Here is a 23596-nt window from a genome sequence, read left to right as displayed (position 1 = left end):
CGTGGGGGTGGTGCCCCACACTCATCCGATGACCGACCACAAGGAGCCGCGATGCGTGTCGCCCTGTTCCTGACCTGTGTCAACGACACGCTGTATCCGGACACCGGGCGCGCTGTGGTGAAACTGCTGACCAGGCTGGGCGTCGACGTCGACTTCCCGATGTCCCAGACCTGCTGCGGGCAGGCGCACTACAACACCGGCTACCGGCATGAGGCGGAACCGCTGGCCCGGCATTTCTCCGATGTATTCCGGGAGTACGAGGCGATCGTGACGCCGTCCGGCTCCTGCGGGGCGATGGTGCGGGAGCTGTATCCGCGGATGGGTGAGCGGGCCCGCGCTGAGGGACGCGGGAGCGGCCTCGCAGCCGCGCTGGCGCCCGTGGTGCCGAAGACGTTCGAGCTGACGGAGTTCCTGGTGGACGTGCTGGGGGTGACGGACGTGGGGGCGTACTACCCGCACACGGTGACCTACCACCCGACCTGTCACGGACTGCGTGGACTGGGGCTCGGTGACCGGCCCCGGCGGCTGCTCCAGGCGGTCAAGGGGCTTGAACTGAAGGAGCTTCCGGGCGCCGACGAGTGCTGCGGCTTCGGTGGCACGTTCGCGCTGAAGAACCCCGACGTCTCGGCGGCGATGGGTACCGACAAGGTGCGCAACGCCGAGTCGACGGGCGCCGAAGTGCTGTGCGCGGCCGACAACTCGTGCCTGATGCACATCGGCGGCACGATGGGCCGGCTGGAGTCGGACATGCGGCCGGTGCACATCGCGGAGATCCTGGCGAGCACGGAAGAGGAGCCGACACCATGAGCGGGACGTTCGTAGGAATGCCGGCCTTCCCCGAGGCCGCACACGAGGCCGTCAACAACCCGACGCTGCGCGGCAATCTGCGCCACGCCACGCACACGATCCGCGCCAAGCGGGAGAAGGCCGTCGCCGAGGTGTCCGACTGGGCTCAGCTGCGGGAGGCCGGCAAGCAGATCAAGGACCACACACTGCGTCATCTCGACCGCTATCTCGTGCAGTTGGAGGAGTCGGTCATGGCTGCGGGCGGCACGGTCCACTGGGCCGCCGACGCCGACGAGGCCAACGACATCGTCACCCAACTCGTGAAGATGACCGGCGAGTCGGAGGTCGTCAAGGTCAAGTCGATGGCCACGCAGGAGATCGGGCTCAACGAGGCCCTCGAAGCCGAGGGCATTCGCGCCTACGAGACCGATCTCGCCGAGCTGATCGTGCAGTTGGGCAAGGACCGGCCCTCGCACATCCTCGTCCCGGCCATCCACCGCAACCGGGGCGAGATCCGGGACATCTTCGAGCGGGAGATGAGCGAGTGGGGCCGCCCGGCCCCCGAAGGGCTCAGCGACACGCCCGCCGAACTGGCGGAGGCCGCACGGCTGCACCTGCGGGAGAAGTTCCTGCGCGCCAAGGTCGGCATCTCCGGCGCCAACTTCATGGTCGCCGACACGGGCACCCTGGTGGTCGTGGAGTCCGAGGGCAACGGCCGGATGTGTCTGACCCTGCCCGAGACGCTGATCTCGGTCGTCGGCATCGAGAAGATCGTGCCGACCTGGCAGGACCTGGAGGTCTTCCTCCAGACGCTCCCCCGCTCCTCGACCGCCGAGCGCATGAACCCGTACACGTCCACGTGGACCGGCACCACGGACGAGGACGGCCCGGGGACCTTCCATCTCGTGCTGCTCGACAACGGCCGCAGCGACACCCTGGCCGACGAGGTCGGCCGCCAGGCCCTGCGCTGCATCCGCTGCTCCGCCTGCCTGAATGTCTGCCCGGTGTACGAGCGAGCCGGCGGACACGCCTACGGCTCGGTCTATCCGGGCCCGATCGGCGCGATCCTCAGTCCTCAACTCCGGGGCACGGGAAGCGAGATCGACGCCTCACTGCCGTACGCCTCGACTCTGTGCGGGGCCTGCTACGAGGTCTGCCCGGTGGCCATCGACATCCCCGAGGTGCTGGTGCATCTGCGGGAGCGGATCGTGCAGGGCGGCCCGGTGGTCCACGAGGGCAACAAGGTGGTGCTGAAGCCCGCCAAGGGGCACGCCGCCGAGCGCGCGGCGATGCGGGCGGCCCGCTGGGCGTTCGCCCACCCCGGTGCCCTGCGCACCGGCCAGCGCCTCGCCTCGCGCACCCGGCGCCTGCATCCGCGCACCCTGCCGGGTCCCGGCAAGGCGTGGAGCGACACCCGGGATCTGCCTCCCGTGCCGGCGGAACCGTTCCGCGACTGGTGGCAGCGCACAGGCGGCGGCAAGGAGGGCGGCAAGTGAGCAGCAGGGAACGGATCCTGGGCCGGGTGCGGCGCGCGCTGGCCGACAGCCCGGGCGAGGACACCCCGATCGAGCGCGCGTATCTGCGGGAGCACGGCGACCGGAGCGTCGAGCAAACCGTGGAGCTGCTGGCCGAGAACCTCGCGGACTACCGGGCGATCGTGCACCGCTGCACGGCGGCCGACCTGCCGGCGACGCTCGCCGGGATGCTGGCGGCCCGCGGGGCGAAGACGGTCCTCGTGCCGCCGGGCCTGGAGCAGGCCTGGCTGGCGGACGCCGACGCCGAGCAGATCCCGGACCGGGCCGTCACCACGCCGCACGAACTGGACCGGATCGACAGCGTGGTCACGGCGTGCGCGGTGGCCGTCGCCGAGACCGGCACCATCGTGCTGGACGGCGGCCCGGACCAGGGCCGCCGCCGTATCACCCTCGTCCCGGACCACCACATCTGTGTCGTACGGGTCCCGGACCAGGTCGTCTCCTCCATCCCGCAGGCCCTCGAACAGCTGGACCCGGCCCGCCCGCTGACGTGGATCTCCGGACCTTCGGCGACCAGTGACATCGAACTGGACCGGGTCGAGGGGGTGCACGGTCCGCGCACCCTGGAGGTCGTACTGGTCGGCAGTCAGTCGAGTGCAGAGGTCAACTCGTAGCGGCCCGAGGGAAGTTCGAAGGACGCGGTGCCGTCCTCGAACCCCAGGTACGTCACCCCCCTGACGCGTGACAGGGGGGTGTGGCCCTCGCACACGGAGCCGGGGTCGGCCGTGGGGACGCGCAGGGTCGCGGTGCTGTTGGCGGGGACCGCGACCCGGTACGCGAACTCGCTGTCCCGCACCGCCCATTCGCTGAGGATCTCGCCGTAGGGCGACCGGTGCGAGCCGGAGACCCGGGTGATCTCGCCGGTCGGGTCGAGGTGGGGCCGCAGGAAGAAGTGCTTGAAGCCCGGGTGGGCGGGATCCCTCGCGATACCGGCCATGCTCTCGTACATCCACTCCACGATCGCCCCGTAGGAGTAGTGGTTGAACGAGTTCATCTCGACCGGACCGAAGCCGTTCTCCTTGGAGTACGAATTCCAGCGCTCCCACACCGTCGTCGCGCCGTTCTTCACCGAGTACAGCCAGGACGGCATGGCGTCCTGGTGCACCACCTTGTACGCCAGCTCCGCCTGACCCTCCGCGGTGAGGACGGGGGCCAGGACGTTCACGCCGAGGAAGCCGACGGAGAGGGTGTTCTCCGCGTGCCCGACACGGGTGCTGTCGGGATGAGCGGCCTTGTAGGCGGCGTCGTTGCCGATGTTCTGCGCGAGGAGCTCGACCAGCCGGCGACGCTGCTCCTCGGTGTCGTACAGGCCGAGTTTGAGGATCCAGAGCAGCGCGGTCTGGGTGTCGTCCTCGGTCCGGGTGGGGCTGTCGCCCGGAGTCCACGGCGGCGGGGAGCCGAGGCTGGAACGCACCGTGAGGCGACCGCCCTCGGTGCTCAGGTACTTGGTGATGAAGGCCCTTTTGACGTGTCCGAAGAGCTCTTCGTAGGCGTGGGCCTCGGCGGTGCGTCCGGTGGCGCGGGCCATGTCCGCCATGAGCCGGGCGCTGTAGCCGTAGTAGGCGTCGCTGATGAGCTGGGTGCTGGTCACCTGGAAGGCCAGCCAGTCACCGAAGACGGCACCCTGTCCGCAGTGGCTGTCGCCGGTGCGCGCGCGGATCCAGTCCATGTAGGCCGTCATCGCCTCCCAACTGCGGTCGACGATGGTGGTGTCACCGCTCATCTGCCACACGGTCCAGGGGACGACGACCCCGCAGTCCGCCCAGCCGCTCGCCGGGTCCGGATCGTTGAAGCGGGCTCCGGGGGCGATCCAGGTGAACTGGGCGCCGTCGGCGCCGTAGGTGCGCTGCGAGTCGATCAGGATGTCCTGGAAGTGGCTCAGGAAGGCGACCGCGTCGGCGTTGTAGAGGCCTGTGGCGGCGAAGAGCTGGGTGTCGCCGGTCCACCCGCAGCGCTCGTCGCGTTGGGGGCAGTCGGTGGGTACCCAGAGGTAGTTGCCGCGCTGGCCCCAACGGACGTTGCTGATCAGCTGGTTGACGTCGGGGTCGTCCGTGGTGAGGTCGCCGATGTCGTGGAGGGCGGAGGTGGCGACCCTGCCGGTCAGTTCGGTGAGGGTGACGGTGGTGGTCGTCGTGACGGAGAGGTAGCGGAAGCCGTAGAAGGTCAGGGAGTCCTGGTGGGTCTCGCCCTTCGGGTCGCCCTTGAGGACATACGTGCTGGCGGCCCCGGCGGTGCGGAGGTTGGCCCGGTACACGGAGCCCTCGGGGCCGTCGGCGCCCGCGCTGCTGTCGTTGAGCATCTCCCCGGGCGCGAAGGTGACCTGGGCGCCGGCCGGCCCGCGCAGGGTGTAGCGCGGGACGCCGACCATGTTCTGGCCGAGGTCGATCACCGCGGTGTCGCCAGGGTGCAGGGTCAGCGGGGCGGTGGCGGCCTCGGCGGGATCGGTGACCGTCCGGGTGGGGTCGAGGACGAAGTCGCTTCCGCCGGTGTGCACGGTGATGGACTGCGGCCTGCGGTCCCATCGGGGCATCAGCCGGGCCGACTCGCCCGGGTGGGCGACCAGCCGGGAGCCGGGGAACCTGGTGGTGAAGTCGTGTTCCTCGACTCCGGACCAGGCGGCGGCGTCGAAGCCGTTCGCCGTCCAGCCGGGCAGTTCCGCGCGGGCGTCGTAGGTCTGGCCGTCGTAGATATCGTCGGCCCGGTAGGGGCCGGTGTCCGTGGCCCGCCAGTCGTCGCCGGGCGTGGTCACGACGCTCTGCTGCGAGCCGTCCTCGTAGCGGATCAGGAGCTTGGCCTTGAGGGCGAGGCGGTTGCCGTCCGGGGAGTGGTAGACGCTGTTGTCGGAGACGCGGCCGTTGTACCAGCCGTTGCCCAGCACGGCGGCGAGGGTGACCTGCCGCTCCCGCTCGCCCACGAGCAGGCCGGTCACGTCGTAGGTGAAGTAGTTGACGGTGGTGTCGTAGTTGGTCCAGCCCGGGGTGAGGAGCTCAAGGGTGGTGGTGCCGCCCTGGGGCACGGTGACCCGGCGGCCGTTGACGTAGGCGTCGTACACGCCGAGTGCGGAGACGTAGAGCCGGGCTTCACGAACGGGTGCGTGCGCGAGTTCCGCCTGCGTCCGGAGCAGGGGTGCGCCCGCGCTGCCTGCCGCCTTGCCCGCCATGGTGATCCACCGGGCGCCGTCCCAGCCGGTCACGCCGTCGGTGCTGAGCAGTCCGGTCTCGAAGCGCGCGGTCGGGGCCTCGGGCAGCGGCCGGCCGTTCTCGTCCCAGAGCTGGACCGTCCAGTGGTAGCGCGTCGAGGCACGCAGGCCGGGGCCCGCGTAGCGGACGGCCACCGAGTCCGCCGAGTCGGTGCGGCCGCTGTCCCAGACGTCCGCCCGGCCGTCGGTCAGACGGTCGGGCGTGGAGGCCACGAGGATGCGGTACGCCGTCTGGCGCCGGCCGCGGACCCGGGACGCGGTGCGCCAGCCGAATCTCGGGCGGGCCGCGTCCACGCCGAGCGGGTTGGCTCGGTGCTCCACGGTCAGGCCCTCGACGGCGGTGCGGTCGACTCCGTCGGTCATCCCGGTGTCCCTTCGACTGCTCGGAGTTGTATCGATTCAACCCATCGGTCGGGTTGATGATGATGCCTGTTCCGACACGTGTCCACTGATGCGGCGGGCTCATGTCCGCCAGGCGCGCATGGGAACCGTTCAAAAACGGATTGCCTGCCTCATCAGCCGGTGGACCGTCGTGCGACGCGGGACGTCAGCAGTAGACGATCGGGCAGCCGCGGCGCAGGGAGTGCTGGGCGGCTCGCAGATACAGGGCCACATAGAAGGCTGCGTCCAGGTCCTCGCCCCACGGTCCCGGCCGGGCGGCGGCCGCGTCCTTCGCCGGGCCGTCCAGGAACCACATGGTCAGGTCGAGGTTGTCGCAGGCCGCCGGTATCTCGTCCACCGGCAGGGCGACGACCGTCGCGAGCCGTTCGGCGAGGGCGAGGACCTGAGGCGCGCCGGCCACCACGGCCGTGTCCGTGTAGGCGGTGGCAACGGGCAGCCGGATCGCCTCGTCGAGGGAGAACGGCACCAGCACCGACCATCCGCAGAGCACGTCATGCTCCTCCGGCGACAGATGCGTACGGCACAGTGCTTCGAAGCCGTCCATGGAGGGCACGAGCTTCTCCTCGAACGACATCCCCGCCCCGCGCACCATCCGCTCCGGTGCTTCCGGCACGGACCGGTACGGCGGCAGTCCGCGTCGGCTCAACTCCGCGCCGAGCGCCGAGGCGAGAGCGCCCCTGCCGCCTTCTTCCTCGTCGTCGTCCTCGTCCTTGGCCTCGTCGAACCACTCCCGCGCGCCGACGCTCACCAGATAGATCCCCATGCCCGAAAACGTACAGCGCGCCACTGACAACGCCCTCTGGTCAGGGCGCGGTCAGCAGGAGCGTGGGCAGCGCCCCCTCCACGATCCGCCGCCTGGGCAATGACAGACCGAAGTGCTCCTGGAGGACCTTCAGCGAGGTGCGGTGCACGGTCCGGCGGTCCAGGTCGTGGTCGGGGAGTCCGGCGGCGGTCAACCGGTCCTGCACGGCGGACGCCAACCCGGGCTCGCCCTGGACCCCGTCGTATCCCCAGGAGCCGTCCAGGTGCAGGTTGAACGCGCACATCAGGCGCTCGTCGTGGCAGTAGGCGAAGTTCGGCGGCACCGGTTTGCCGTTCTCCTCCTCGAACTCCAGCTGGAAGACGTGGAGTTCGCCTCGGTCGACGCGGGGCGCGGGACCGAACTGGGCCTGCCAGCAGCCGTACTTGACGACGTACGACCACTCGCCGACCTCTCCGTGGCGCAGGGCGATCTCTTCGTGGCCGCTGCCGAAGACGCCGTCCAGCACGTCCTGGGTCTGGCGGCCGGTGAGCTCTCCGATGAAGCGGGTGCTGGTTCTGCCCCGGAACCCGGTGGCGGCGACCCGCCGTGCCAGGGACTCCGATTCGAGGTCCCGCGCCATCACGATGCCGTATCCGCCCCAGGCGATGGACCGGGGCTCGGCGAGCCAGGTTATTCCGTCGGTCATGGCGATCACCCTGTCGTATCCGCCGGGAGGTGTCACTGGGTACACCCCGCAAGACGGGTTCTGCGCCCCATGTGTCCCGAGCCCACGCTGCGTAGCTTTTTGGGCGAGGCACACGGCGTGCCGGACGGAGGGCGATGACGATGTTCCGCACGACTGCACGGCGTACGCACGACACGGGACCCGCCACCGAGGCGTTGCGCCTGGTCAAGGTCAGCAAGACCTACGGCACCGACGACAGTGCCGTGACCGCCCTGGACGGGGTCACGCTGAGCCTGGCCCGGGGCACCTTCACCGCGGTGATGGGGCCCTCGGGGTCCGGCAAGTCCACGTTGCTGCAGTGCGCGGCCGGTCTCGACCGGCCGGACAGCGGGATCGTGCGGGTGGACGGCACGGAGCTGACCGGTGGTGGCGAGGCGGAGCTGACGAGGTTCCGGCGGGGCCGCGTCGGGTTCGTGTTCCAGCAGTACAACCTCCTGGAGACGCTGACGGTGGCGCAGAACACGGTGCTGCCGCTGAAGCTGGCCGGGCGGCGTGTGGACCGGCGGCGGGCCGGGGAGGTCCTGGCCGCCGTCGGGCTCGGTGACCGGCTCGGCCACCGGCCCGACCAGCTCTCCGGCGGTCAGCGGCAGCGCGTGGCGATCGCCCGCGCCCTGGTCGCCGACCCCCGGGTGATCTTCGCGGACGAGCCGACGGGCGCCCTGGACACCCGTAGCGCGCGGGATGTGCTGCGGCTGCTCCAGGAGGCGGTGCGGGTGCACGGCCGGACCGTGGTGATGGTGACCCACGACCCGGTCGCCGCGTCCTGGGCCGACTCGGTGCTGTTCCTGGCGGACGGCCGGCTCGCGGGCCGGCTGGACGCGCCGACACCGGACGCAGTGGCCGAGCGCCTCGCGCACCTGGGCGACGACGTGACGGCGGGGGTGTGAGGGATGTTCATGCTGGCGATGCGGTCGATACGGCAACGGCCCGGACGGTTCCTCGCGACACTGCTGGCCGCCTTCCTCGGTGCGGGGATCATCATGACGTTCAACTCGCTGTACGACACGGCGGGCCGGCCGGGCGTCGACCCGGTGAGCGCGGACACGCTGACCACCTCCGCGAGTGTCGTCGGCGGTTACGGCACCCTCCTGGTGTTCTTCGCCGTGGCCTCGACGCTGACGGTCAACGTCCGGCAGCGGGCGGGTGAGCTGGAGCTGCTGCGCTGCTCCGGGGCGACTCCGGGCCAGATCAGGCGGATGGTCGTGGGTGAGGCCGTGGCGGTCGCTCTGATCGGTGCCGTGCTGGCGATCGGACCGGCGATGCTCGGCGGGCGTGCGCTGGTGGGCGCCTTCCAGGACAGCGGGCAGGTCGCTCAGAGCGTCGACCCCTCATTCGGGGCCGTCGCGCTGATGTCGGGCGTCGACATCACTCTGGTCGCGGCGGCGGGTGCCGCGTTCCTCGCCGTACGACGGGCCACGCGCGGGCGTCGGCAGCGGGGCCGGGCCCGGACGGTCTTCGCGTACGCGGCTCTCGGTCTCGGTGCCGTGTCGGTGATGTCCACCTTCGCCTTCTCGGCGACGGACGAGGCGCTCATGGCGACGCCGGCGTACGGGGCGATCCTGTTGTCCGTGGGGTTCGCGCTGCTCGCGCCGCGGCTGCTGACAGGTGTGCTGGACCGGCTGCCGCTGACCGGTGCGAGCGGCTGGCTGGCGGTGCGGAACCTGCGTCGGCGGGCGGAGCACCTCTCCGGGATCCTGATGTCGCTGATCCTCTTCACTGCGGTGTCCGTGGCCACGCTGTACATGCAGGGCGTGGAGAGTGACGCCGTGCGGGCGTCGGGCGCGGTCAGGACCGTCGAGGCGAAGAACCTGCAGACGCTGAACCTCACGGTCGTCGGCATCATCGTGGTGTTCGTCTGCGTGATGCTGGTCAACTCGCTCTACGCGGCGACGACCTACCGCGGCCGGGAGTTCGGGCAGCAGCGACTCGCCGGGGCGACGCCCGGGCAGGTGCTCGGCACGGTGGGCGTGGAGGGGCTGGTCCTCACGGCCGTCGGGGTGTTCTTCGGCACGGTGGCGGCGCTGGCCGGGATCGTGCCGTTCACCGTCGTGCGCAGCGACTCGGTGCTGCCCCACCAGGGGCTCGGCATCTGGCTGGCGGTGGTGTCGATCGCGGCGGCGGCGACGGTCGGGACGAGCCTGGCCACGGCCCACCGGGTGCTGCGTACCCGGGCGGTGGAGGCGGTGGGTCTGGCGGCGTGACGACTCCGGCCAGGGGGCGGCCACTTCGGTGGCGGCCCCCTTTCGCCGTGCGTGCCGGCCGCATCCGGCGGGGTCGGCATCGTCGCTCCCCCACCCTGCGGTCGCGTGACAGAAGCGGTGAACAAGCGCTTAGATAGTTACCTGGACACCTGTTCGCACCCGCGCCGGAGGCCCCGTTGCTGTTCACATCCGTCGACGACGTCTCCGCGCGCCTCGCCGAGACCGGCTACCTCGCCTCCCCCGCGATCGCCACGACCGTCTTCCTCGCGGACCGGCTCGGCAAGCCGCTCCTGGTGGAGGGCCCCGCCGGGGTCGGCAAGACGGAGCTGGCCAAGGCGGTCGCCGAAGTCGCCGCCGCACAGCTGGTCCGGCTGCAGTGCTACGAGGGGGTCGACGAGTCCCGGGCTCTGTACGAGTGGAACCACGCCAAGCAGCTGCTGCGGATCAGCGCCGGTCGGGACGAGAGCTGGGACGAGGCGCGCACGGACATCTTCAGCGAGGAGTTCCTGCTCCCCCGGCCCCTGCTGACGGCGATCCGCGGCGACGAGCCCAAGGTCCTCCTCATCGACGAGACCGACAAGGCGGACGTCGAGGTCGAGGGCCTGCTCCTGGAGGTGCTCAGCGACTTCCAGGTCACCGTTCCCGAACTCGGCACCATCACCGCCACCCGCCGTCCCTTCGTCGTCCTCACCTCCAACGCCAGCCGTGAGCTGTCGGAGGCCCTGCGCCGCCGCTGCCTGTTCCTGCACATCGGCTTCCCCGAGGAGGAGTTGGAGCGGCGGATCGTACGGCTGAAGGTGCCCGGCCTCGACGAGACCCTGGCCAGGTCCGTGGTCCGGGTCGTCGGTGCGCTGCGGGCCATGGACCTGCGCAAGGTGCCGTCGGTCGCGGAGACCGTCGACTGGGCGCACACGCTCCTCGCGCTCGGCGCGGACCACCTCGACGAGACGGTCGTACGGGACACCCTGGGCGTGCTCCTCAAGCACCAGGACGACATCCTCAAGGCCGGGGCCAAGCTCGACCTGGACGCGGTGTGAGCACCGCCGAGCGGCTCACCTCCCTGGTCGGCGCCCTGCGCGCGCACGGGATGCGCATCGGGACGGGTGAGACCGTGGACGCGGCGCAGGCGGTCGAGGCGCTCGGGCTGGCGGACCGGGAGCGGCTACGGGAGGGGCTGGCGGCGACGCTGCTGCACGGGACCGCCCAACGGCAGGTGTTCGACCCGGTCTTCGACCTGTACTTTCCGCGCGGCGTCGGCGCGCCCAAGGAGGTCTCCGCAGGCCGGGAGGACATGCGGACACGCCTTTCCGAAGCCCTCGCCGCGAACGACGAGGCGCTGATGGCCCGGTTGGCGGCGCAGGCGGTCGACGGGTTCGGCGGCTACGGCAACTCCCCCGGCTCGGACGGCTGGTCGTCGTACCAGACACTCGAATGGCTTCGGCCGCAGACGCTCCTCGCGCCCGTCCGCGACACCCTCCGCGCACAGCACGGCGCTTCGGACTTCGCCGACCGGCTGCTGGAGGACGAGATCCGGCGGCGCATCGCGGTGTTCCGCGCCCTGGTGGCGACGGAGGCACGGCGGCGGATCGCGGAACGGCGCGGCAGGGACGAGCTCGCGCGGCGGGCGGTGGCCACCACCACCGACCGGGTCGACTTCCTGTTCGCCGGGAAGGACCGGCTGGCCGAACTGCGGCGCTCGGTACAGCCGTTGGCCCGCAAGCTCGCCACCCGGCTCGCGGCCCGCCGTCGTCGTGCCGCGCGGGGCAGCATCGATCTGCGGCGGACTCTGCGCGGTTCCCTGTCGACGGGCGGGGTGCCGATGAAGCCGGTGCTGCGGCGGCGTCGGCCGGCCCGTCCCGAACTGGTGCTGCTGTGCGACGTGTCGGGCTCGGTGTCGGGGTTCTCGGACTTCACGATGCTGCTGGTGCAGGCGCTGCACGACCAGTTCAGCAAGGTGCGGGTGTTCGCCTTCGTCAACCGGCTCGACGAGGTCACCCGGCTCCTCGAACACGGCGCGGCCGACCCGGAGGGGCTCGGCGCACGCATCCGCGCCGAGGCCACCCTCACCGGCTGGCACGGCAGCAGCGACTACGGCGTCGCACTGGGCGAGTTCGCCGGGCACCACGGCGACGCGGTGAGCCCGCGCGCCACGGTGTTCGTGCTCGGTGACGCCCGTACCAACATGAGCGACCCGAACCTGTCCGCCGTGCGGGAGATCGCCGAACGGGCGCGCCGCGTCTACTGGTTGAACCCGGAGGCGACTGCGCAGTGGGGCACGGGGGACTCGGCCGCGTACGAGTACGCCGGGCTGGTGGAGATGCACGAGTGCCGCAATGTGCGACAGCTCAGCGCACTGGTGGGACGGTTGCTGCCGATCTGACGGCTGCCCGTCCCGTCCGTCCTCCTGCGGCGCGCCGGGCGGGACCGGCGGTCACCAGGCCCGCCCCGGGCGCACCGATCGGACGGCTCAGGCCGCCGACTGCGGGTACGGCGCCCCGAGATCGCGGCGAGCCCGGCCGTCACCTGCCGGCTCGGGTCGTCGGCGAGCGAAGGTCGTCGTCACGGTGTGAGAGGTGACGGCCGGGAACGGGCGTGCCTCACCTGCTCTTCGCGTAGTCCTTCGCCATGCCGCCCGCGAAGTCGTGGACCACGCACTGTTCGTCGCCGACGACCCAGGCGTCGTGTCCTGGCGCCGCCACGAAGATGTCACCGGGCCCCACTTCGCCCTCGCCGCCGTCGTCCATCACGATGTGCATCCGGCCCTGGACCACATAGCCGTTGTGGTGGACCTCGCAGCTCCTGGTCCCCGCGATCGGCCCCACGGACTCGGACCAGCGCCAGCCGGGCTCGAAGGTACCCACGGCGAAGTCCAGTCCGGTCATGTGGACCGCTTCGAGGTGCCCCTTGGGGAAATCCCTGCGCTCGTCCGGCTTGTCGAGCGTCTTGACCTCAAACATGACGGCTCTCCCTTCCGGCCGTGTTCGATACGGCCGGGGCCGGTCTCCGTCTCCCACCCGCTCCCGGGCGGCACCGGCGGGGTCCGCGCCCCATCCCCCCATCGTCCGCCCCTCCGCCCGGGGCTGCCATTCGGGGCCGGTGTCAGTCCTGGCCCGCGCACAGACGCGCGAAGCGCTCCGCGTCGACATTGCCGCCGGAGACGATCACGCCGACACGGTCCGGCAGGTCACCCGCCCTGCCGCCGAGCAGGGCGGCCAGCGCGGCGGCGCCACTCGGCTCGAGCACGATCTTCAGCCGCTCGAAGGCGAACCGCATCGCGTCGCGGATCTCGTCGTCGGAAACCAGGGCGATCTCGTCGACCAGCCGCCGGTTCACCGAGAAGGTCAGCTCGCCGGGCGTGTGCACGGCCTGTCCGTCCGCGATGGTCCTGGGCACCGGCACGCTGATCCGCCGCCCCGCCTCCAGGGACCGCTTGGTGTCGTCGCCGACCTCCGGCTCCACGCCGATCATGCGGATGCCGGGGTGTCGTCCCTTGGCTGCGGTGGCGCTTCCCGCCATCAGTCCGCCGCCCCCGACCGGCACGAGCAGAGCGTCCAACTCCCCTGTCTCCTCAAGGAGTTCGAGGGCCGCCGTGCCCTGTCCCGCCATCACGTGCGGGTGTTCGTACGGCGGGATGAGCGCCAGGCCCCGCTCGGCGGCCAGTGCCTCGGCGATGGCCTCGCGGTCGCCGGTGTAGCGGTCGTAGGTGACGATCTGGGCGCCGTAGCCCTCGGTGGCCGCCCGCTTGGAACGCGGGGCGTCCTCAGGCATGACGATCACCGCGGTGGTGCCGAGCTCTCGGGCGGCCAGGGCGACGGCCTGGGCGTGGTTGCCGGAGGAGTAGGCGGCGACACCCCGGGCGAGCTGGTCCGGGGTGAGCCGGGAGGCCGCGTTGTAGGCGCCGCGGAACTTGAAGGCGCCGACCCGTTGGAAGTTCTCGCACTTGAGGAAGACCTCGGCGCCGACCAGCGCGTCGAGCGTCCGTGAGCGCAGCACCGGTGTGCGGTGGGCGACGCCCTTGAGCCGGGAGGCCGCGTCCAGGACGTCGTCCAGGGTGACCGGCGGGGTGGTGGTCGTCACGGGTGTCCTCCGGTGTCCGGCTGTTCTCGGTTCGGCTGATCTCGGTGCGGCTGCTCCCGGTTCGACTGCTCCCGGTTCGGCTGTTTTCGCGACTGGGACAGGTAGCTGTACGCGGACGCCCGCGAGATCCCGAGCCGTCCGGCCACCTGCTCGATCGCGCGCCGCACCGCGAACACGCCCCGTTCGTCCAGGCTCCGGAACAGGTCCAGGCGCCCGGTGCGGTCGAGCAGCGCCCACGACTGGTGCCGGTGGGCGTCGAGCATGACGTCGACGACGGAGTCGATGTCGTCGCCGAAGGTGGTGACGGGCGGCTCGGCGGGGGCCGCGCCGAGCCCGGTCAGCGCTCCCAGCAGGGCGTGGACCTCGCTCGCCGCACCGATGTCGACATTGACGCACAGGGCACCGAACACCGCGCCCGAGGAGTCCCGCAGTGCCATGGTCGACGACTTGACCAGCTTGCCGGTGTCCGTGCGGGTGACGTAGTTCAGCTCGTCGGCAGCCTCGTCGCCGCGGGCGACCATCCGCATGCCGATCTCGCTCATCGCCCCGCCCACCGAGCGCCCGGTCACCGAGCCCGCGATGGCCACCACCGAACTCTCCTGGCTCCGGTAGTCGTGCAGCACCACCTCGCACACCGGGCCGAAGGTCGCCGCGATCCCGTCGACGACCGGTGTGAGCGCGGCGAGGATCGCATCCCGCTCGGCCTCCATCACACCCCTCCTCGGTTCAGTGGATTATCTAGACTACCAATCCAATGACTGGACCACCAGTCCAATCATGGCCACTCCTCCGCGTTTGTCCATGGATCTTGACGGGCCGGATGTTACCGGTAACATCAACGTTCATGTCCTCGATGACGACGCCTGTGCGCACTCCGGTCTTCAGCCCGGCCGCAGTGGTCGCCTCCTGCGTCGGCTTCGTCCTCATCGGCGTGCTCCAGGCGCTGTACGGCCCGGCGATCCCCGCGTTCCGCGCGGAGTTCGGGCTGTCGCCCTCCGGGGCGGGGCTCGGGCTCAGCGCCCACTTCGCCGGCGGCGTCGCCGGTGTCCTGCTGTTCGACCGGCTCTACGGCCGGATCGGCAACCGGCGGCTCCTCGGCGCCTCGTACCTCCTGATGGCCCTCGGCGCCGCGGGCTTCGCACTGGCACCCAACTGGCCGACCGCCCTGACCGCGGCACTGCTGGCCGGCCTCGGCTTCGGAGGCATCGACTACGGCCTCAACCAGTTGTTCGCGGTCGGCTTCGGCCACCGTTCGACCGCGATGCTGAACATCCTCAACGCCCACTTCGGCGTGGGCGCGATCCTCGGCCCGGCACTCGTCGGGATGGTGGGCTCCGGGCACTATCCCGCTGTCTTCCTCGGATTCGCCCTGGTCACCCTCCCGTTGCTGCTGTGCCTGAAGGGCGTGCAGGACCGGGCGCCCCGGCCGTCCGACTCGGCTCCCGACACCTCGGGCACGCTCAGCCGCAGCCTGGCCTCGGTGCTCTGCGTGTTCGTGGCGCTCTACGTCCTGCACGTCGGCATCGAGGCGGGCGTCGGCGGATGGGAGCCCACGCATCTGGAGACCGTGGGATACGGCGCCGGGGCGGCCGCGACCGCCACCTCCGTCTACTGGCTGATGATGACCGTGGGCCGTTTCCTGGTCGCCCCGATCGCGCTGAGGTTCTCCGCGCAGGCCATCATCACCGTGTCCTGCGCGGGCATGACGGTCTGTCTCCTCCTCGCATCCGTACGGGAGTTGGCGCCGTTCGCGTACGCGGGTGTCGGCCTGTTCATCGCGCCGATCTTCCCGACGGGCCTGCCCTGGCTGCACCGGGCCGCCCCCGGCGCCCGCCGGGCCGGCGCCCTGGTCATCGCCGCCTCGATGGTCGGCGGTGTGGCGGCGGGACCGGCGCTGGGCAAGGCCATCGAGTGGTCCGGGATCCGGGCCGTTCCGCTCCTGCTGAGTGGTGTCTCGGCGCTGTGCCTGGCCGCCACGCTCTGGCTCATCCGCACCACCCGTCCGCACTGAACTCCCCACCCATGTGAAGGGAAGCTTCCGCATGCCCGCTCTGACGACGTCCTTTGACGGTTTCCTCCTGCACGGCGAGCCGTTCCGGATCATCTCCGGAGCCATGCATTACTTCCGGATCCATCCCGACCAGTGGACCGACCGGCTGCGCAAGGCCCGCCTGATGGGCCTCAACACCATCGAGACGTATCTGCCGTGGAACCTCCACGAGCCCGAGCCGGGCGAGCTGGTACTGGACGGCATCCTCGACCTGCCCCGCTGGCTGCGCCTCGCCCAGGACGAGGGCCTGAACGTCCTGTTGCGCCCGGGTCCGTTCATCTGCGCCGAGTGGGACGACGGCGGCCTGCCCGCCTGGCTCCTCGCGGACCCCGACATCCGGCTGCGCAGCAGCGACCCCCGCTTCACATCGGCGTTCGACGGCTACCTCGACCGGCTCCTGCCCGCACTGCGCCCGTTCATGGCGGCGCACGGCGGTCCGGTGATCGCCGTGCAGGTGGAGAACGAGTACGGGGCGTACGGCACCGACACCGCCTATCTCAAGCACGTCCAGCAGGCGCTGCGGGAACGGGGGGTCGAGGAGCTCCTCTACACCTGCGACCAGGCCAACGCCGAGCACCTGGCGGCCGGCAGCCTGCCCGGCACGCTCTCCACGGCCACCTTCGGCAGCCGGGTCGAGGAGAACCTCGCCGCACTCCGCGCCCACCAGCCCGAAGGGCCGCTGATGTGCTCGGAGTTCTGGATCGGCTGGTTCGACCACTGGGGCGGCCCGCACCACGTGCGGTCGGCCGCCGACGCCGCGGCCGACCTGGACCGTCTGCTGTCCGCGGGCGCCTCGGTCAACATCTACATGTTCCACGGCGGCACCAACTTCGGCTTCACCAACGGCGCCAACCACAAGCACGCCTACGAGCCCACCGTCACGTCCTACGACTACGACGCCCCGCTCACCGAGAGCGGTGACCCCGGCCCCAAGTACCACGCGTTCCGCGACGTCATCGCCCGTCACACGGCCGCCGCCGCCGAGCCGGCCCCGGCGCCCGCGCCGAAACTCCCCGTGACGGACGTCGACCTGGACCACCGGGCGCCGCTGCTGCCGTACCTGCGCGGACTGCCGTCGACGAGCACCGAGACCGCCGTGACGATGAACGAGCTCGGGCTGCACACGGGTTACGTGCTCTACCGCACCACGCTTCCCGGCTCGGGCGACGGTCTGCTGCACTTCCCCGGCGGGGTCGGCGACCGCGCCCAGGTCTTCGTGGACGGCGCCTGTGCCGGCGTACTGGAGCGGGAACGGCACGACGAGACGCTGTCCGTGCGCGTGCCGCATGCCGGGGCCGTCCTCGAAGTACTCGTGGAGAACATGGGCGGGGTCAACTACGGGCCGCGTATCGGAGCACCGAAGGGCCTGCTCGGCCCGGTGTCCTTCCAGGGCACCGCCCTGCGGGGCTGGGAGTGCCGGGCCGTTCCCCTGGACGGCCCGGACACCGTGCCGTTCGGCCCGTCCGGCGCGAGCACGGACACCGTGCCCGCCTTCCACCGGGGCACGTTCGAGGTGGCGAGCCCGGCCGACACCTTCCTCTCGCTGCCCGGCTGGACCAAGGGACAGGCCTGGGTCAACGGCTTCCACCTCGGGCGCTACTGGAACCGCGGCCCGCAGCACACGCTGTACGTCCCGGGCCCCGTGCTGCGCCCCGGCACCAACGAACTGGTGCTGCTGGAGCTGCACGCCACCACCGGGACCCGCGCCCAGCTCACCGACACGCCGGACCTCGGACCGGAGAGCGACTGATGACCCACCCCCACCACCTACGCCTCCCCTCCCCCGCCGGGCCTGCGCTGACCGGGCACCTGCCCTTCGCGGACGCCCCCGGGGTGCCCGACCCGATCGAGGTCACCAGCCGCTGGCTCACCAGGGGCGGCCGTCCCTGGTTCCCGGTGTCCGGCGAGTTCCACTACTCCCGCTACCCCGCCGCGGAGTGGGAGGAGGAGCTGCTGAAGATGAAGGCGGGCGGCGTCACCGCCGTCGCCAGTTACGTCATCTGGATCCACCACGAGGAGACCGAGGGCCGCGTCCGCTTCGACGGCGACCGCGATCTGCGCCGCTTCGCCGAGCTGTGCGCCCGGCACGGCCTGGACTTCGTCCCCCGGATCGGCCCCTGGTCCCACGCGGAGGTCCGGGGCGGCGGGCTGCCCGACTGGGTGCTGGCACGGGACTGCGCACCCCGCACCGACGACCCGGTGTACCTGGACGCCGTACACCCCTGGTTCGCGGCGATCGCCGAGCAGTTGAGCGGCCTCGATCGCGCGCACGGCGGCCCGATCGTGGCGGTCCAGATCGAGAACGAGCTCTACGACCAGCCGGGCCATCTGCTGACGCTGAAGCGGATGGCCCAGGAGGCCGGCCTGAGCGCGCCCCTGTGGACGTCGACCGCCTGGGGCGGGGTCCGGCTCCCGCCGGACGAACTGCTCCCCCTCTACGGCGGCTACACCGAGACCTTCTGGACCGAGGCCGACGGCGGCTGGCCCGACACCTGCCGCAAGCACTTCTTCTTCACCCACCAGCGCGACGACGAGGGCATCGGATCCGACCTCCGGCCCGTGACCGTGCGCGGCAGCGAACCGGACGCCTTCGCGGACCGATTCCCCTGGGCCACCTGCGAGTTGGGCGGCGGCATGGCGGTGTCCTACCACCGAAGGCCGCACGTCGACCCCGACGACATCGGCGCGCTCGGCCTCACCAAGATCGGCTGCGGTTCGGTCTGGCAGGGCTACTACATGTTCCACGGCGGCACGAACCCGACAGGTGAGCTCAGCACCCTGCAGGAGTCCCACGCCACCGGCTACCCCAACGACCTGCCGGTCCTGACGTACGACTTCCAGGCGCCGCTCGGCGAGTACGGCCAGTACCGGCGCACGTATCACGAACTCCGGCTCCAACACCTGCTGTTGGCGGACTTCGGGCACCTGATCGCGCCCATGGAGTCCGCGCTGCCCGAACGGCGGCCGGACGGACAGTCGGACCGGGACACCCTGCGGTGGGCGGTGCGCGGCGACAGCGGTTCGGGCTTCCTGTTCGTCAACAACCACCAGCCGCACGAGCCGCTGCCGGAGCACCCGGACACGTCCTTCACGGTCGAACTCCCGGACGGCGGCGGGACCTTGAGCCTGCCCGGCACACCGGTCACGGTTCCCACCGGCGCGTACTTCTGCTGGCCGCTGCGCCTGGACCTGGCCGGGCTGCGGCTGGAGTGGGCCACCGCCCAGCCCGTGTGCACGGTCGACGTCGGCGGCCGTACGGTTCTGGTGCTGGCCGCGACCGACGGCATCGAGCCCGAACTCGCCCTGGACGCCCGCACGGTGGCCGCCGTCTCCACCCCCTCCGGGGATGTCACCCCGGCCGACGACCGGCTGATGGTGACCGGATTGCGTCCCGGCACCGACGCTCTCGTCGAGGTGGACACGGCCGGCGGCGAACGGGTCGGGCTGCTGGTCCTGGACGCCGCGACGGCCCGTACCGCCTACCGGGGCACGGCGTGGGGTGCCGAGCGGCTGGTGCTGAGCACGGACGGGGTGGTCTTCGACCGGGACGAGGTACGGCTGCACGGGTCGGGTGCGGCCACGTCGTTCGCCGTACTGCCCGCGCCGGAGCGGGCGCCCGCGGTGGACGGAGTGCCGGCCGAGGCGGTCGCGGACGGGGTGTTCACCCGGTACGCCGTCCCGACGGCGTCGGGCGTCGGGGACTTCGACGCCGAGGTCACCCTCGTCCGGGCCGCCGGTCCGGCCCCCGGGACCGTCACCGGTGTCCAGGGCCGGGCGAGCGCGCCGGACGACAAGTACTTCGACACCGTCGCCGCCGAGTACCGCGTCGAGGTGCCGGACGCGCTGCCGCCCGGGACGCTGCTGCGGCTGCACTGGAGCGGGGACGTGGGGCGGGCCTACGTCGGAGACACACTCGTCGCCGACCAGTTCTTCTCCGGGCGCTGGTGGGACATCGGACTGGACCGGCTTCCCGCAGACGCGCTGCGGGCCGAAGGGCTGCGGCTGCGGGTGCGGGTGCTTCCGCTGCCCGCCGGGGCACCGGTGCACCTGCCGGAACAGGCGGGCGGCGCGGAGCGGGCCGCCGTCACACGCGCGGAGTGGATCACTCGCCGCTCCCGGTCCGTACGGGCGGGCTGACCTGCCCATTGTCCGCTCCGCGGGCCCGGTGCCGTCGCCGGGTCCGCGGGACCGGCCCGCCTATGCTGTGCCCCCCGGGCGGGCCGGGACCGTCGCAGCACCGCCTCCATCACGTCGACGAAAGCGTCACCATGACCCCAAGCGCCGCCGAAGGAGCTGCTCCCAAGGGGCGCAGCCGACGCAACTTCGCCGGCTCGCGCCCGGTGATGGACGACGTGGCCCGGCTGGCGGGTGTCTCCAAGCAGACCGTGTCCCGGGTCCTCAACGAGCATCCGTCCGTCCGCCCCGAGACCCGTGAGGTGGTCCTGACGGCCATGCGGACCCTCGGGTACCGGCCCAGCCGCAGCGCCCGGTCGCTGGCCAGCGGCCGGACCCGGATGGTCGGGGTCATCACCTTCGACGCGGCCCGCTACGGGCCCTCCGCGATCCTGACGGCGATCAACACCGCCGCCCAGGAAGCCGGTTACCTGCTGAGTTCCATCTCCCTGGACACGGCCGAACGCGACACGGTCGTCGAGGCCGTCGACCGGCTCTCGGCCGAGGGCGCGGACGGGGTGATCGCCATCGCCCCGCAGCTGTGGGTGGGCCACGCCCTGGCCGACACGCGTCTGGACACCCCCCTGGTGGTGCTGGAGAACGGCTTCGATGCCGAGACCGAGCAGGTCACCGGCGACTCGCGGGAGGGCGCGCGCAAGGCCACGGAGCATCTGCTGGGCCTCGGCCACCCGACCGTCTGGCACATCGCGGGCCCCAGCGGCTGGACCTCCGCCGACCACCGGCTGGCGAGCTGGCGGTCCACCCTGGAAGCGGCCGGCGCCCCGATCCCCGAGCCGCTGTTCGGCGACTGGAGCGCCGACTCCGGCTACCACCTGGGCCGCCGGCTGGCCCGGCGCGCGGACGTCACCGCGGTGTTCGTCTCCAACGACCAGATGGCCCTCGGCGTTCTGCACGCCCTGCACGAGGCGGGCCGCTCGGTGCCCGGCGAGATCAGCGTGGTGGGCTACGACGACATCCCCGAGGCGGCACATCTGCTGCCGCCGCTGACGACCGTGCGCACCGACTTCGCGGAGATCGGCGCCCGGTCGCTGCAGCTGCTGCTGAGCCGGATCGACGACTCGGCAGAACCGCCCCGGCCCGAGTCGCTCGTGCCGGTCGACCTGGTGATCCGCGCGAGCAGCGGCGCGGCGCCCAAGAGGTGACCCCGGCCCTTCACGCCCCCGCCGCACGTCCCTCGTTCAGGGCGTCGCCGATGAGGGCGATGCCCTCGTCGATCTCGTGGGTGGCACCGGCCGCGTAGCCGAGGACCAGGCCGGGCGCTCCGGGACCGATCCGGTGCCAGGACAGCGGGTGCGCCTTGACGCCCCGGGCGAGTGCGGCAGCGGCGAGGTCGGTGTCGCGGAAGCCGGTCCCGAGATCGTCGAAGGTGACCATGAGGTGCAGGCCGGCGGCGGCGCCGTGCACGCGGGCGCCGGGCAGGTGTGCCTCGACGGCCCGCAGCATGGCGTCCCGGCGCCTGCGGTGGCGCAGCCGGACATGGCGCAGATGCCGTTCCAGCTCGCCGGAGTCCATCAGCCGCGCGAGGACCAGCTGGGTGAGGATGCCGTTGCCGAGGTCGGCGTACCGCTTGGCCGTCACGACGGCGTCCAGGCGCTCCGGCGGCACGAGCAGCCAGCCCACCCGGAGGGCGGGCGCGAGCAGTTTGGAGACGCTGCCCGCGTAGCAGACGCCGTCCGCCATCAGCGAGCGCAGGGCCGGCACCGGTGGCCGGTCGTAGCGGTGCTCGGCGTCGTAGTCGTCCTCGATGACCACCCCGCCCTCGGCCGCCCAGTTCAGCAGCTCGCGTCGGCGTTCCCCGTCGAGGACGACTCCGGTGGGGAACTGGTGGGCCGGGGTCGACAGCACCGCCCGGGCACCACTGGCACGCAGCGCGCCGACGTCGAGACCGCCCGCGTCCACGGGGACGGGGACGACGGTGTGGCCGCCGTACTCCAACTGCTGGCGCGCGCCCAGTGATCCGGGGTCCTCGACGGCGATACGGCGGATCCCGTCCGCCCGCAGGAGCTGCCCGACCAGGCCGAAGGCCTGTGCCACACCGGCGACGATCACGACCTCGTCCGGGTCGGCGCGGATGCCGCGGTTGCGGGCCAGCCAGCCGACGACGGCCCGCCGCAGGGCGGGGGCACCCCGGGGATCGCCGTAGCCGAAGTCGGCCGGGGTGACGCCCGCGAGGACGGCCCGCTCGGCGCGCAGCCAGGCGGCGCGGGGGAAGGCGGCCAGGTCGGGCAGGCCCGGGGAGAGGTCGATGCGGCACGGGAAGGCGCGCAGGGCGTCGACGACCCCCTCGCGGTTCGCCGAGCCGAAGAGCGGGTGGCCGGGCTCGGCGCGCAGCCCGGCGGGGTGGACGCGGCCGCGGGGCTCGGCGGGTGCCGCCACGACGACCGTGCCGCGCCGGCCGCGGCCGGCGATCTGGCCGGACTCGGCGAGCCGTCGGTAGGCCTCGGTGACCACGCCTCTGGTGACGCGCAGCTCGTCGGCGAGGACACGGCTGGCGGGCAGCCGGGTGCCGACGGGCAGCCGGCCGTCGGCGATGGCCGACCTCAGGGTGTCGGCCAGCCAGGCCGTACGGCCGCCGGGCGGCGCCTGGCCGATGTCCAGCTGCAGGAAGTCCGAGCCGATGCCCGGCTGCGGCTCTTTGGACCCCTCGGACTGCGGGGTTGTGGATCTGCCCATGACGTCCATTGTGCGGGCAGGGTGGACGGCATGGACACCCCTTCCGCCTCGTTCGCCCGGCTCGTCCCCGGCATGATCGGGATGACGCTCGTCGGCGCCAGCGTCACCGTCTCGCACACCCTCGTGGACGCCCCGCTGTTCAGTACCCAGGCCGTCAGGTATGTGGCCGCGACGGCGATCCTCGTGGTCCTCGCCCGGCTCGCCGGGGCCCGCCTGGTGTGGCCGCGCGGACGGGAGTGGCTGTGGCTGGGCGGGCTCGCCGTCACCGGACTGGTGCTGTTCAACGTGGCCGTGGTCCGGGGTGTCGCGCATGCGGAGCCCGCGGTGATCGCCGTCGCGGTGGCGTGCGTACCCCTGCTGCTCGGGGTGATCGGCCCGCTGCTGGAGCGGCGCAGGCCCAGCCGGCAGGTCCTGATCGCGGCGCCCGTGGTGATGGCGGGCGCGGTGCTGGTGGAGGGGACGGGCCGCACGGACGCGGTCGGGGTGGCCTGGGCGGCGCTGGCCCTGGGCTGCGAGGCGGCGTTCACGCTGCTGGCGGTGCCGGTACTGGGACGGCACAGCCCGTGGGGCGTGTCCGTGCACGCGACATGGCTGGGCGGAGCGCTCCTGGCCGTGCTCGGCATGACGCGGGAAGGACCGTCCGCCGTAAGGGAGTTGACCGGGGTGCAGTGGGCGGCCGTCGGCTATCTGACGCTGCTGGTGACGGCGGTCGCCTTCGTCCTGTGGTACTCGACGGTCCGGTCCGTCGGGGCCGGGCGGGCCGGGCTGCTCACCGGCATCGCACCCCTGGCGGCCGCGGTCGTCGGTGCCGTCTCGGGAACCGGTGTGCCGGGACCCTCGGTCTGGCTGGGTATCTCCGTGGTGATCGTCGGCCTGGTCGTCGGCCTGCGGCCACGAGCGGTGCCCGCCGCGGAGATACTCCCCGTCGGCCGCGGGCACACCCCGGCATCGGACGGCAGGAGCCCTCGGACTCCTGCCTCCCGGTAACCGGA

Annotated in this window: 19 protein-coding genes; 12 read left to right on the top strand and 7 right to left on the bottom strand. The window is 72.0% G+C overall.

All coding sequences use genetic code 11. The features are described from left to right. Nucleotides 1-51: 51 nt before the first annotated feature. From OHT57_RS43050 to OHT57_RS43040, 3 genes are read left to right on the top strand one after another with little or no spacing between them, the layout of a single operon-like run. On the top strand, nucleotides 52-807 hold the full coding sequence (locus OHT57_RS43050; RefSeq protein WP_328752399.1) for a (Fe-S)-binding protein: 756 nt from the start codon (nucleotides 52-54) through the stop codon (nucleotides 805-807). Further along, complete coding sequence (locus tag OHT57_RS43045; RefSeq protein WP_328752398.1) at nucleotides 804-2282, top strand: LutB/LldF family L-lactate oxidation iron-sulfur protein; 1479 nt, start codon at nucleotides 804-806, stop codon at nucleotides 2280-2282. Before OHT57_RS43050 ends, OHT57_RS43045 begins: the two co-directional genes overlap by 4 nt. Then, nucleotides 2279-2935, top strand: coding sequence for a LutC/YkgG family protein (locus OHT57_RS43040; protein ID WP_328752397.1), 657 nt, complete (start codon nucleotides 2279-2281; stop codon nucleotides 2933-2935). The genes OHT57_RS43045 and OHT57_RS43040 overlap by 4 nt, the downstream gene beginning before the upstream one ends. Here OHT57_RS43040 and OHT57_RS43035 read toward each other — a convergent pair. From OHT57_RS43035 to OHT57_RS43025, 3 genes are all read right to left on the bottom strand, one after another. Continuing rightward, a complete protein-coding gene (locus tag OHT57_RS43035) occupies nucleotides 2908-5883 on the bottom strand; it encodes a family 78 glycoside hydrolase catalytic domain (protein ID WP_328752396.1) in 2976 nt (991 codons plus the stop codon). The two genes, OHT57_RS43040 and OHT57_RS43035, sit on opposite strands and share 28 nt — an antisense overlap. A 184-nt stretch (nucleotides 5884-6067) precedes the next feature. After that, nucleotides 6068-6685: a hypothetical protein gene (locus OHT57_RS43030; protein WP_328752395.1), complete on the bottom strand. Its 618-nt coding sequence runs from the start codon at nucleotides 6683-6685 to the stop codon at nucleotides 6068-6070. Between the two features lie 40 nt (nucleotides 6686-6725). Further along, complete coding sequence (locus OHT57_RS43025; RefSeq protein ID WP_328752394.1) at nucleotides 6726-7370, bottom strand: hypothetical protein; 645 nt, start codon at nucleotides 7368-7370, stop codon at nucleotides 6726-6728. A gap of 134 nt (nucleotides 7371-7504) precedes the next feature. On the opposite strand from OHT57_RS43025, the gene OHT57_RS43020 reads away from it, so the two are divergent. The 4 genes from OHT57_RS43020 to OHT57_RS43005 all read left to right on the top strand — a co-directional run bounded on the left by OHT57_RS43020 (nucleotide 7505) and on the right by OHT57_RS43005 (nucleotide 11990). Beyond that, nucleotides 7505-8296, top strand: a complete 792-nt coding sequence (locus tag OHT57_RS43020; protein WP_443053552.1) for an ABC transporter ATP-binding protein — start codon at nucleotides 7505-7507, stop codon at nucleotides 8294-8296. 3 nt (nucleotides 8297-8299) lie between these two features. Next, nucleotides 8300-9610: an FtsX-like permease family protein gene (locus OHT57_RS43015; RefSeq protein WP_328752392.1), complete on the top strand. Its 1311-nt coding sequence runs from the start codon at nucleotides 8300-8302 to the stop codon at nucleotides 9608-9610. A gap of 179 nt (nucleotides 9611-9789) precedes the next feature. Beyond that, the gene (locus OHT57_RS43010; RefSeq protein WP_328753492.1) at nucleotides 9790-10647 is read left to right on the top strand and encodes an AAA family ATPase; all 858 of its coding nucleotides are present in this window, start codon (nucleotides 9790-9792) and stop codon (nucleotides 10645-10647) included. Nucleotides 10648-10697: 50 nt separating this feature from the next. Beyond that, nucleotides 10698-11990, top strand: a complete 1293-nt coding sequence (locus OHT57_RS43005) for a vWA domain-containing protein (protein WP_328753491.1) — start codon at nucleotides 10698-10700, stop codon at nucleotides 11988-11990. Between the two features lie 217 nt (nucleotides 11991-12207). On the opposite strand, the gene OHT57_RS43000 is transcribed toward OHT57_RS43005, so the two are convergent. From OHT57_RS43000 to OHT57_RS42990, 3 genes are all read right to left on the bottom strand, one after another. Continuing rightward, nucleotides 12208-12567: a cupin domain-containing protein gene (locus OHT57_RS43000; RefSeq protein WP_328752391.1), complete on the bottom strand. Its 360-nt coding sequence runs from the start codon at nucleotides 12565-12567 to the stop codon at nucleotides 12208-12210. A 142-nt stretch (nucleotides 12568-12709) separates the two neighbouring features. Then, on the bottom strand, nucleotides 12710-13687 hold the full coding sequence (locus OHT57_RS42995; protein ID WP_328752390.1) for a threo-3-hydroxy-L-aspartate ammonia-lyase: 978 nt from the start codon (nucleotides 13685-13687) through the stop codon (nucleotides 12710-12712). Next, entirely contained in the window at nucleotides 13684-14397 is a 714-nt protein-coding gene (locus tag OHT57_RS42990) for a helix-turn-helix transcriptional regulator (RefSeq protein ID WP_328752389.1), read from the bottom strand. The genes OHT57_RS42995 and OHT57_RS42990 overlap by 4 nt, the downstream gene beginning before the upstream one ends. A gap of 143 nt (nucleotides 14398-14540) precedes the next feature. Here OHT57_RS42990 and OHT57_RS42985 point away from each other — a divergent pair, with 143 nt between their 5' ends. The 4 genes from OHT57_RS42985 (at nucleotide 14541) to OHT57_RS42970 (ending at nucleotide 21073) form a co-directional block, all read left to right on the top strand. Beyond that, complete coding sequence (locus tag OHT57_RS42985) at nucleotides 14541-15698, top strand: MFS transporter (RefSeq protein ID WP_443053648.1); 1158 nt, start codon at nucleotides 14541-14543, stop codon at nucleotides 15696-15698. Nucleotides 15699-15729: 31 nt separating this feature from the next. After that, entirely contained in the window at nucleotides 15730-17487 is a 1758-nt protein-coding gene (locus tag OHT57_RS42980; protein ID WP_328752387.1) for a glycoside hydrolase family 35 protein, read from the top strand. Then, nucleotides 17487-19874, top strand: coding sequence for a beta-galactosidase (locus OHT57_RS42975; protein WP_328752386.1), 2388 nt, complete (start codon nucleotides 17487-17489; stop codon nucleotides 19872-19874). Before OHT57_RS42980 ends, OHT57_RS42975 begins: the two co-directional genes overlap by 1 nt. Nucleotides 19875-20005: 131 nt before the next feature. Next, complete coding sequence (locus tag OHT57_RS42970; RefSeq protein WP_328752385.1) at nucleotides 20006-21073, top strand: LacI family DNA-binding transcriptional regulator; 1068 nt, start codon at nucleotides 20006-20008, stop codon at nucleotides 21071-21073. Between the two features lie 10 nt (nucleotides 21074-21083). Here OHT57_RS42970 and pdxR read toward each other — a convergent pair whose 3' ends face one another. After that, nucleotides 21084-22613: a MocR-like pyridoxine biosynthesis transcription factor PdxR gene (gene pdxR / locus OHT57_RS42965; protein ID WP_443053551.1), complete on the bottom strand. Its 1530-nt coding sequence runs from the start codon at nucleotides 22611-22613 to the stop codon at nucleotides 21084-21086. 21 nt (nucleotides 22614-22634) lie between these two features. Here pdxR and OHT57_RS42960 point away from each other — a divergent pair, with 21 nt between their 5' ends. Continuing rightward, complete coding sequence (locus OHT57_RS42960) at nucleotides 22635-23591, top strand: DMT family transporter (protein ID WP_328752383.1); 957 nt, start codon at nucleotides 22635-22637, stop codon at nucleotides 23589-23591. Nucleotides 23592-23596 lie beyond the last annotated feature (5 nt).

This window comes from Streptomyces sp. NBC_00285, assembly GCF_036174265.1.
GTDB lineage: Bacteria > Actinomycetota > Actinomycetes > Streptomycetales > Streptomycetaceae > Streptomyces.
The sequence above is the reverse complement of the archived record's forward strand: the minus strand, read 5'-3'. Positions and strand labels throughout refer to the sequence as shown.

What these genes read in the sequence shown, in the direction of transcription:
- OHT57_RS43050 (WP_328752399.1), top strand. Translation starts at nt 52, where the DNA reads ATGCGTGTCGCCCTGTTCCTGACCTGTGTCAACGACACGCTGTATCCG.
- OHT57_RS43045 (WP_328752398.1), top strand. Translation starts at nt 804, where the DNA reads ATGAGCGGGACGTTCGTAGGAATGCCGGCCTTCCCCGAGGCCGCACAC.
- OHT57_RS43035 (WP_328752396.1), bottom strand. Translation starts at nt 5,883, where the DNA reads ATGACCGACGGAGTCGACCGCACCGCCGTCGAGGGCCTGACCGTGGAG.
- OHT57_RS43030 (WP_328752395.1), bottom strand. Translation starts at nt 6,685, where the DNA reads ATGGGGATCTATCTGGTGAGCGTCGGCGCGCGGGAGTGGTTCGACGAG.
- OHT57_RS43025 (WP_328752394.1), bottom strand. Translation starts at nt 7,370, where the DNA reads ATGACCGACGGAATAACCTGGCTCGCCGAGCCCCGGTCCATCGCCTGG.
- OHT57_RS43020 (WP_443053552.1), top strand. Translation starts at nt 7,505, where the DNA reads ATGACGATGTTCCGCACGACTGCACGGCGTACGCACGACACGGGACCC.
- OHT57_RS43015 (WP_328752392.1), top strand. Translation starts at nt 8,300, where the DNA reads ATGTTCATGCTGGCGATGCGGTCGATACGGCAACGGCCCGGACGGTTC.
- OHT57_RS43005 (WP_328753491.1), top strand. Translation starts at nt 10,698, where the DNA reads ATGCGCATCGGGACGGGTGAGACCGTGGACGCGGCGCAGGCGGTCGAG.
- OHT57_RS43000 (WP_328752391.1), bottom strand. Translation starts at nt 12,567, where the DNA reads ATGTTTGAGGTCAAGACGCTCGACAAGCCGGACGAGCGCAGGGATTTC.
- OHT57_RS42990 (WP_328752389.1), bottom strand. Translation starts at nt 14,397, where the DNA reads ATGGAGGCCGAGCGGGATGCGATCCTCGCCGCGCTCACACCGGTCGTC.
- OHT57_RS42985 (WP_443053648.1), top strand. Translation starts at nt 14,541, where the DNA reads ATGACGACGCCTGTGCGCACTCCGGTCTTCAGCCCGGCCGCAGTGGTC.
- OHT57_RS42980 (WP_328752387.1), top strand. Translation starts at nt 15,730, where the DNA reads ATGCCCGCTCTGACGACGTCCTTTGACGGTTTCCTCCTGCACGGCGAG.
- OHT57_RS42975 (WP_328752386.1), top strand. Translation starts at nt 17,487, where the DNA reads ATGACCCACCCCCACCACCTACGCCTCCCCTCCCCCGCCGGGCCTGCG.
- OHT57_RS42970 (WP_328752385.1), top strand. Translation starts at nt 20,006, where the DNA reads ATGACCCCAAGCGCCGCCGAAGGAGCTGCTCCCAAGGGGCGCAGCCGA.
- pdxR (WP_443053551.1), bottom strand. Translation starts at nt 22,613, where the DNA reads ATGGACGTCATGGGCAGATCCACAACCCCGCAGTCCGAGGGGTCCAAA.
- OHT57_RS42960 (WP_328752383.1), top strand. Translation starts at nt 22,635, where the DNA reads ATGGACACCCCTTCCGCCTCGTTCGCCCGGCTCGTCCCCGGCATGATC.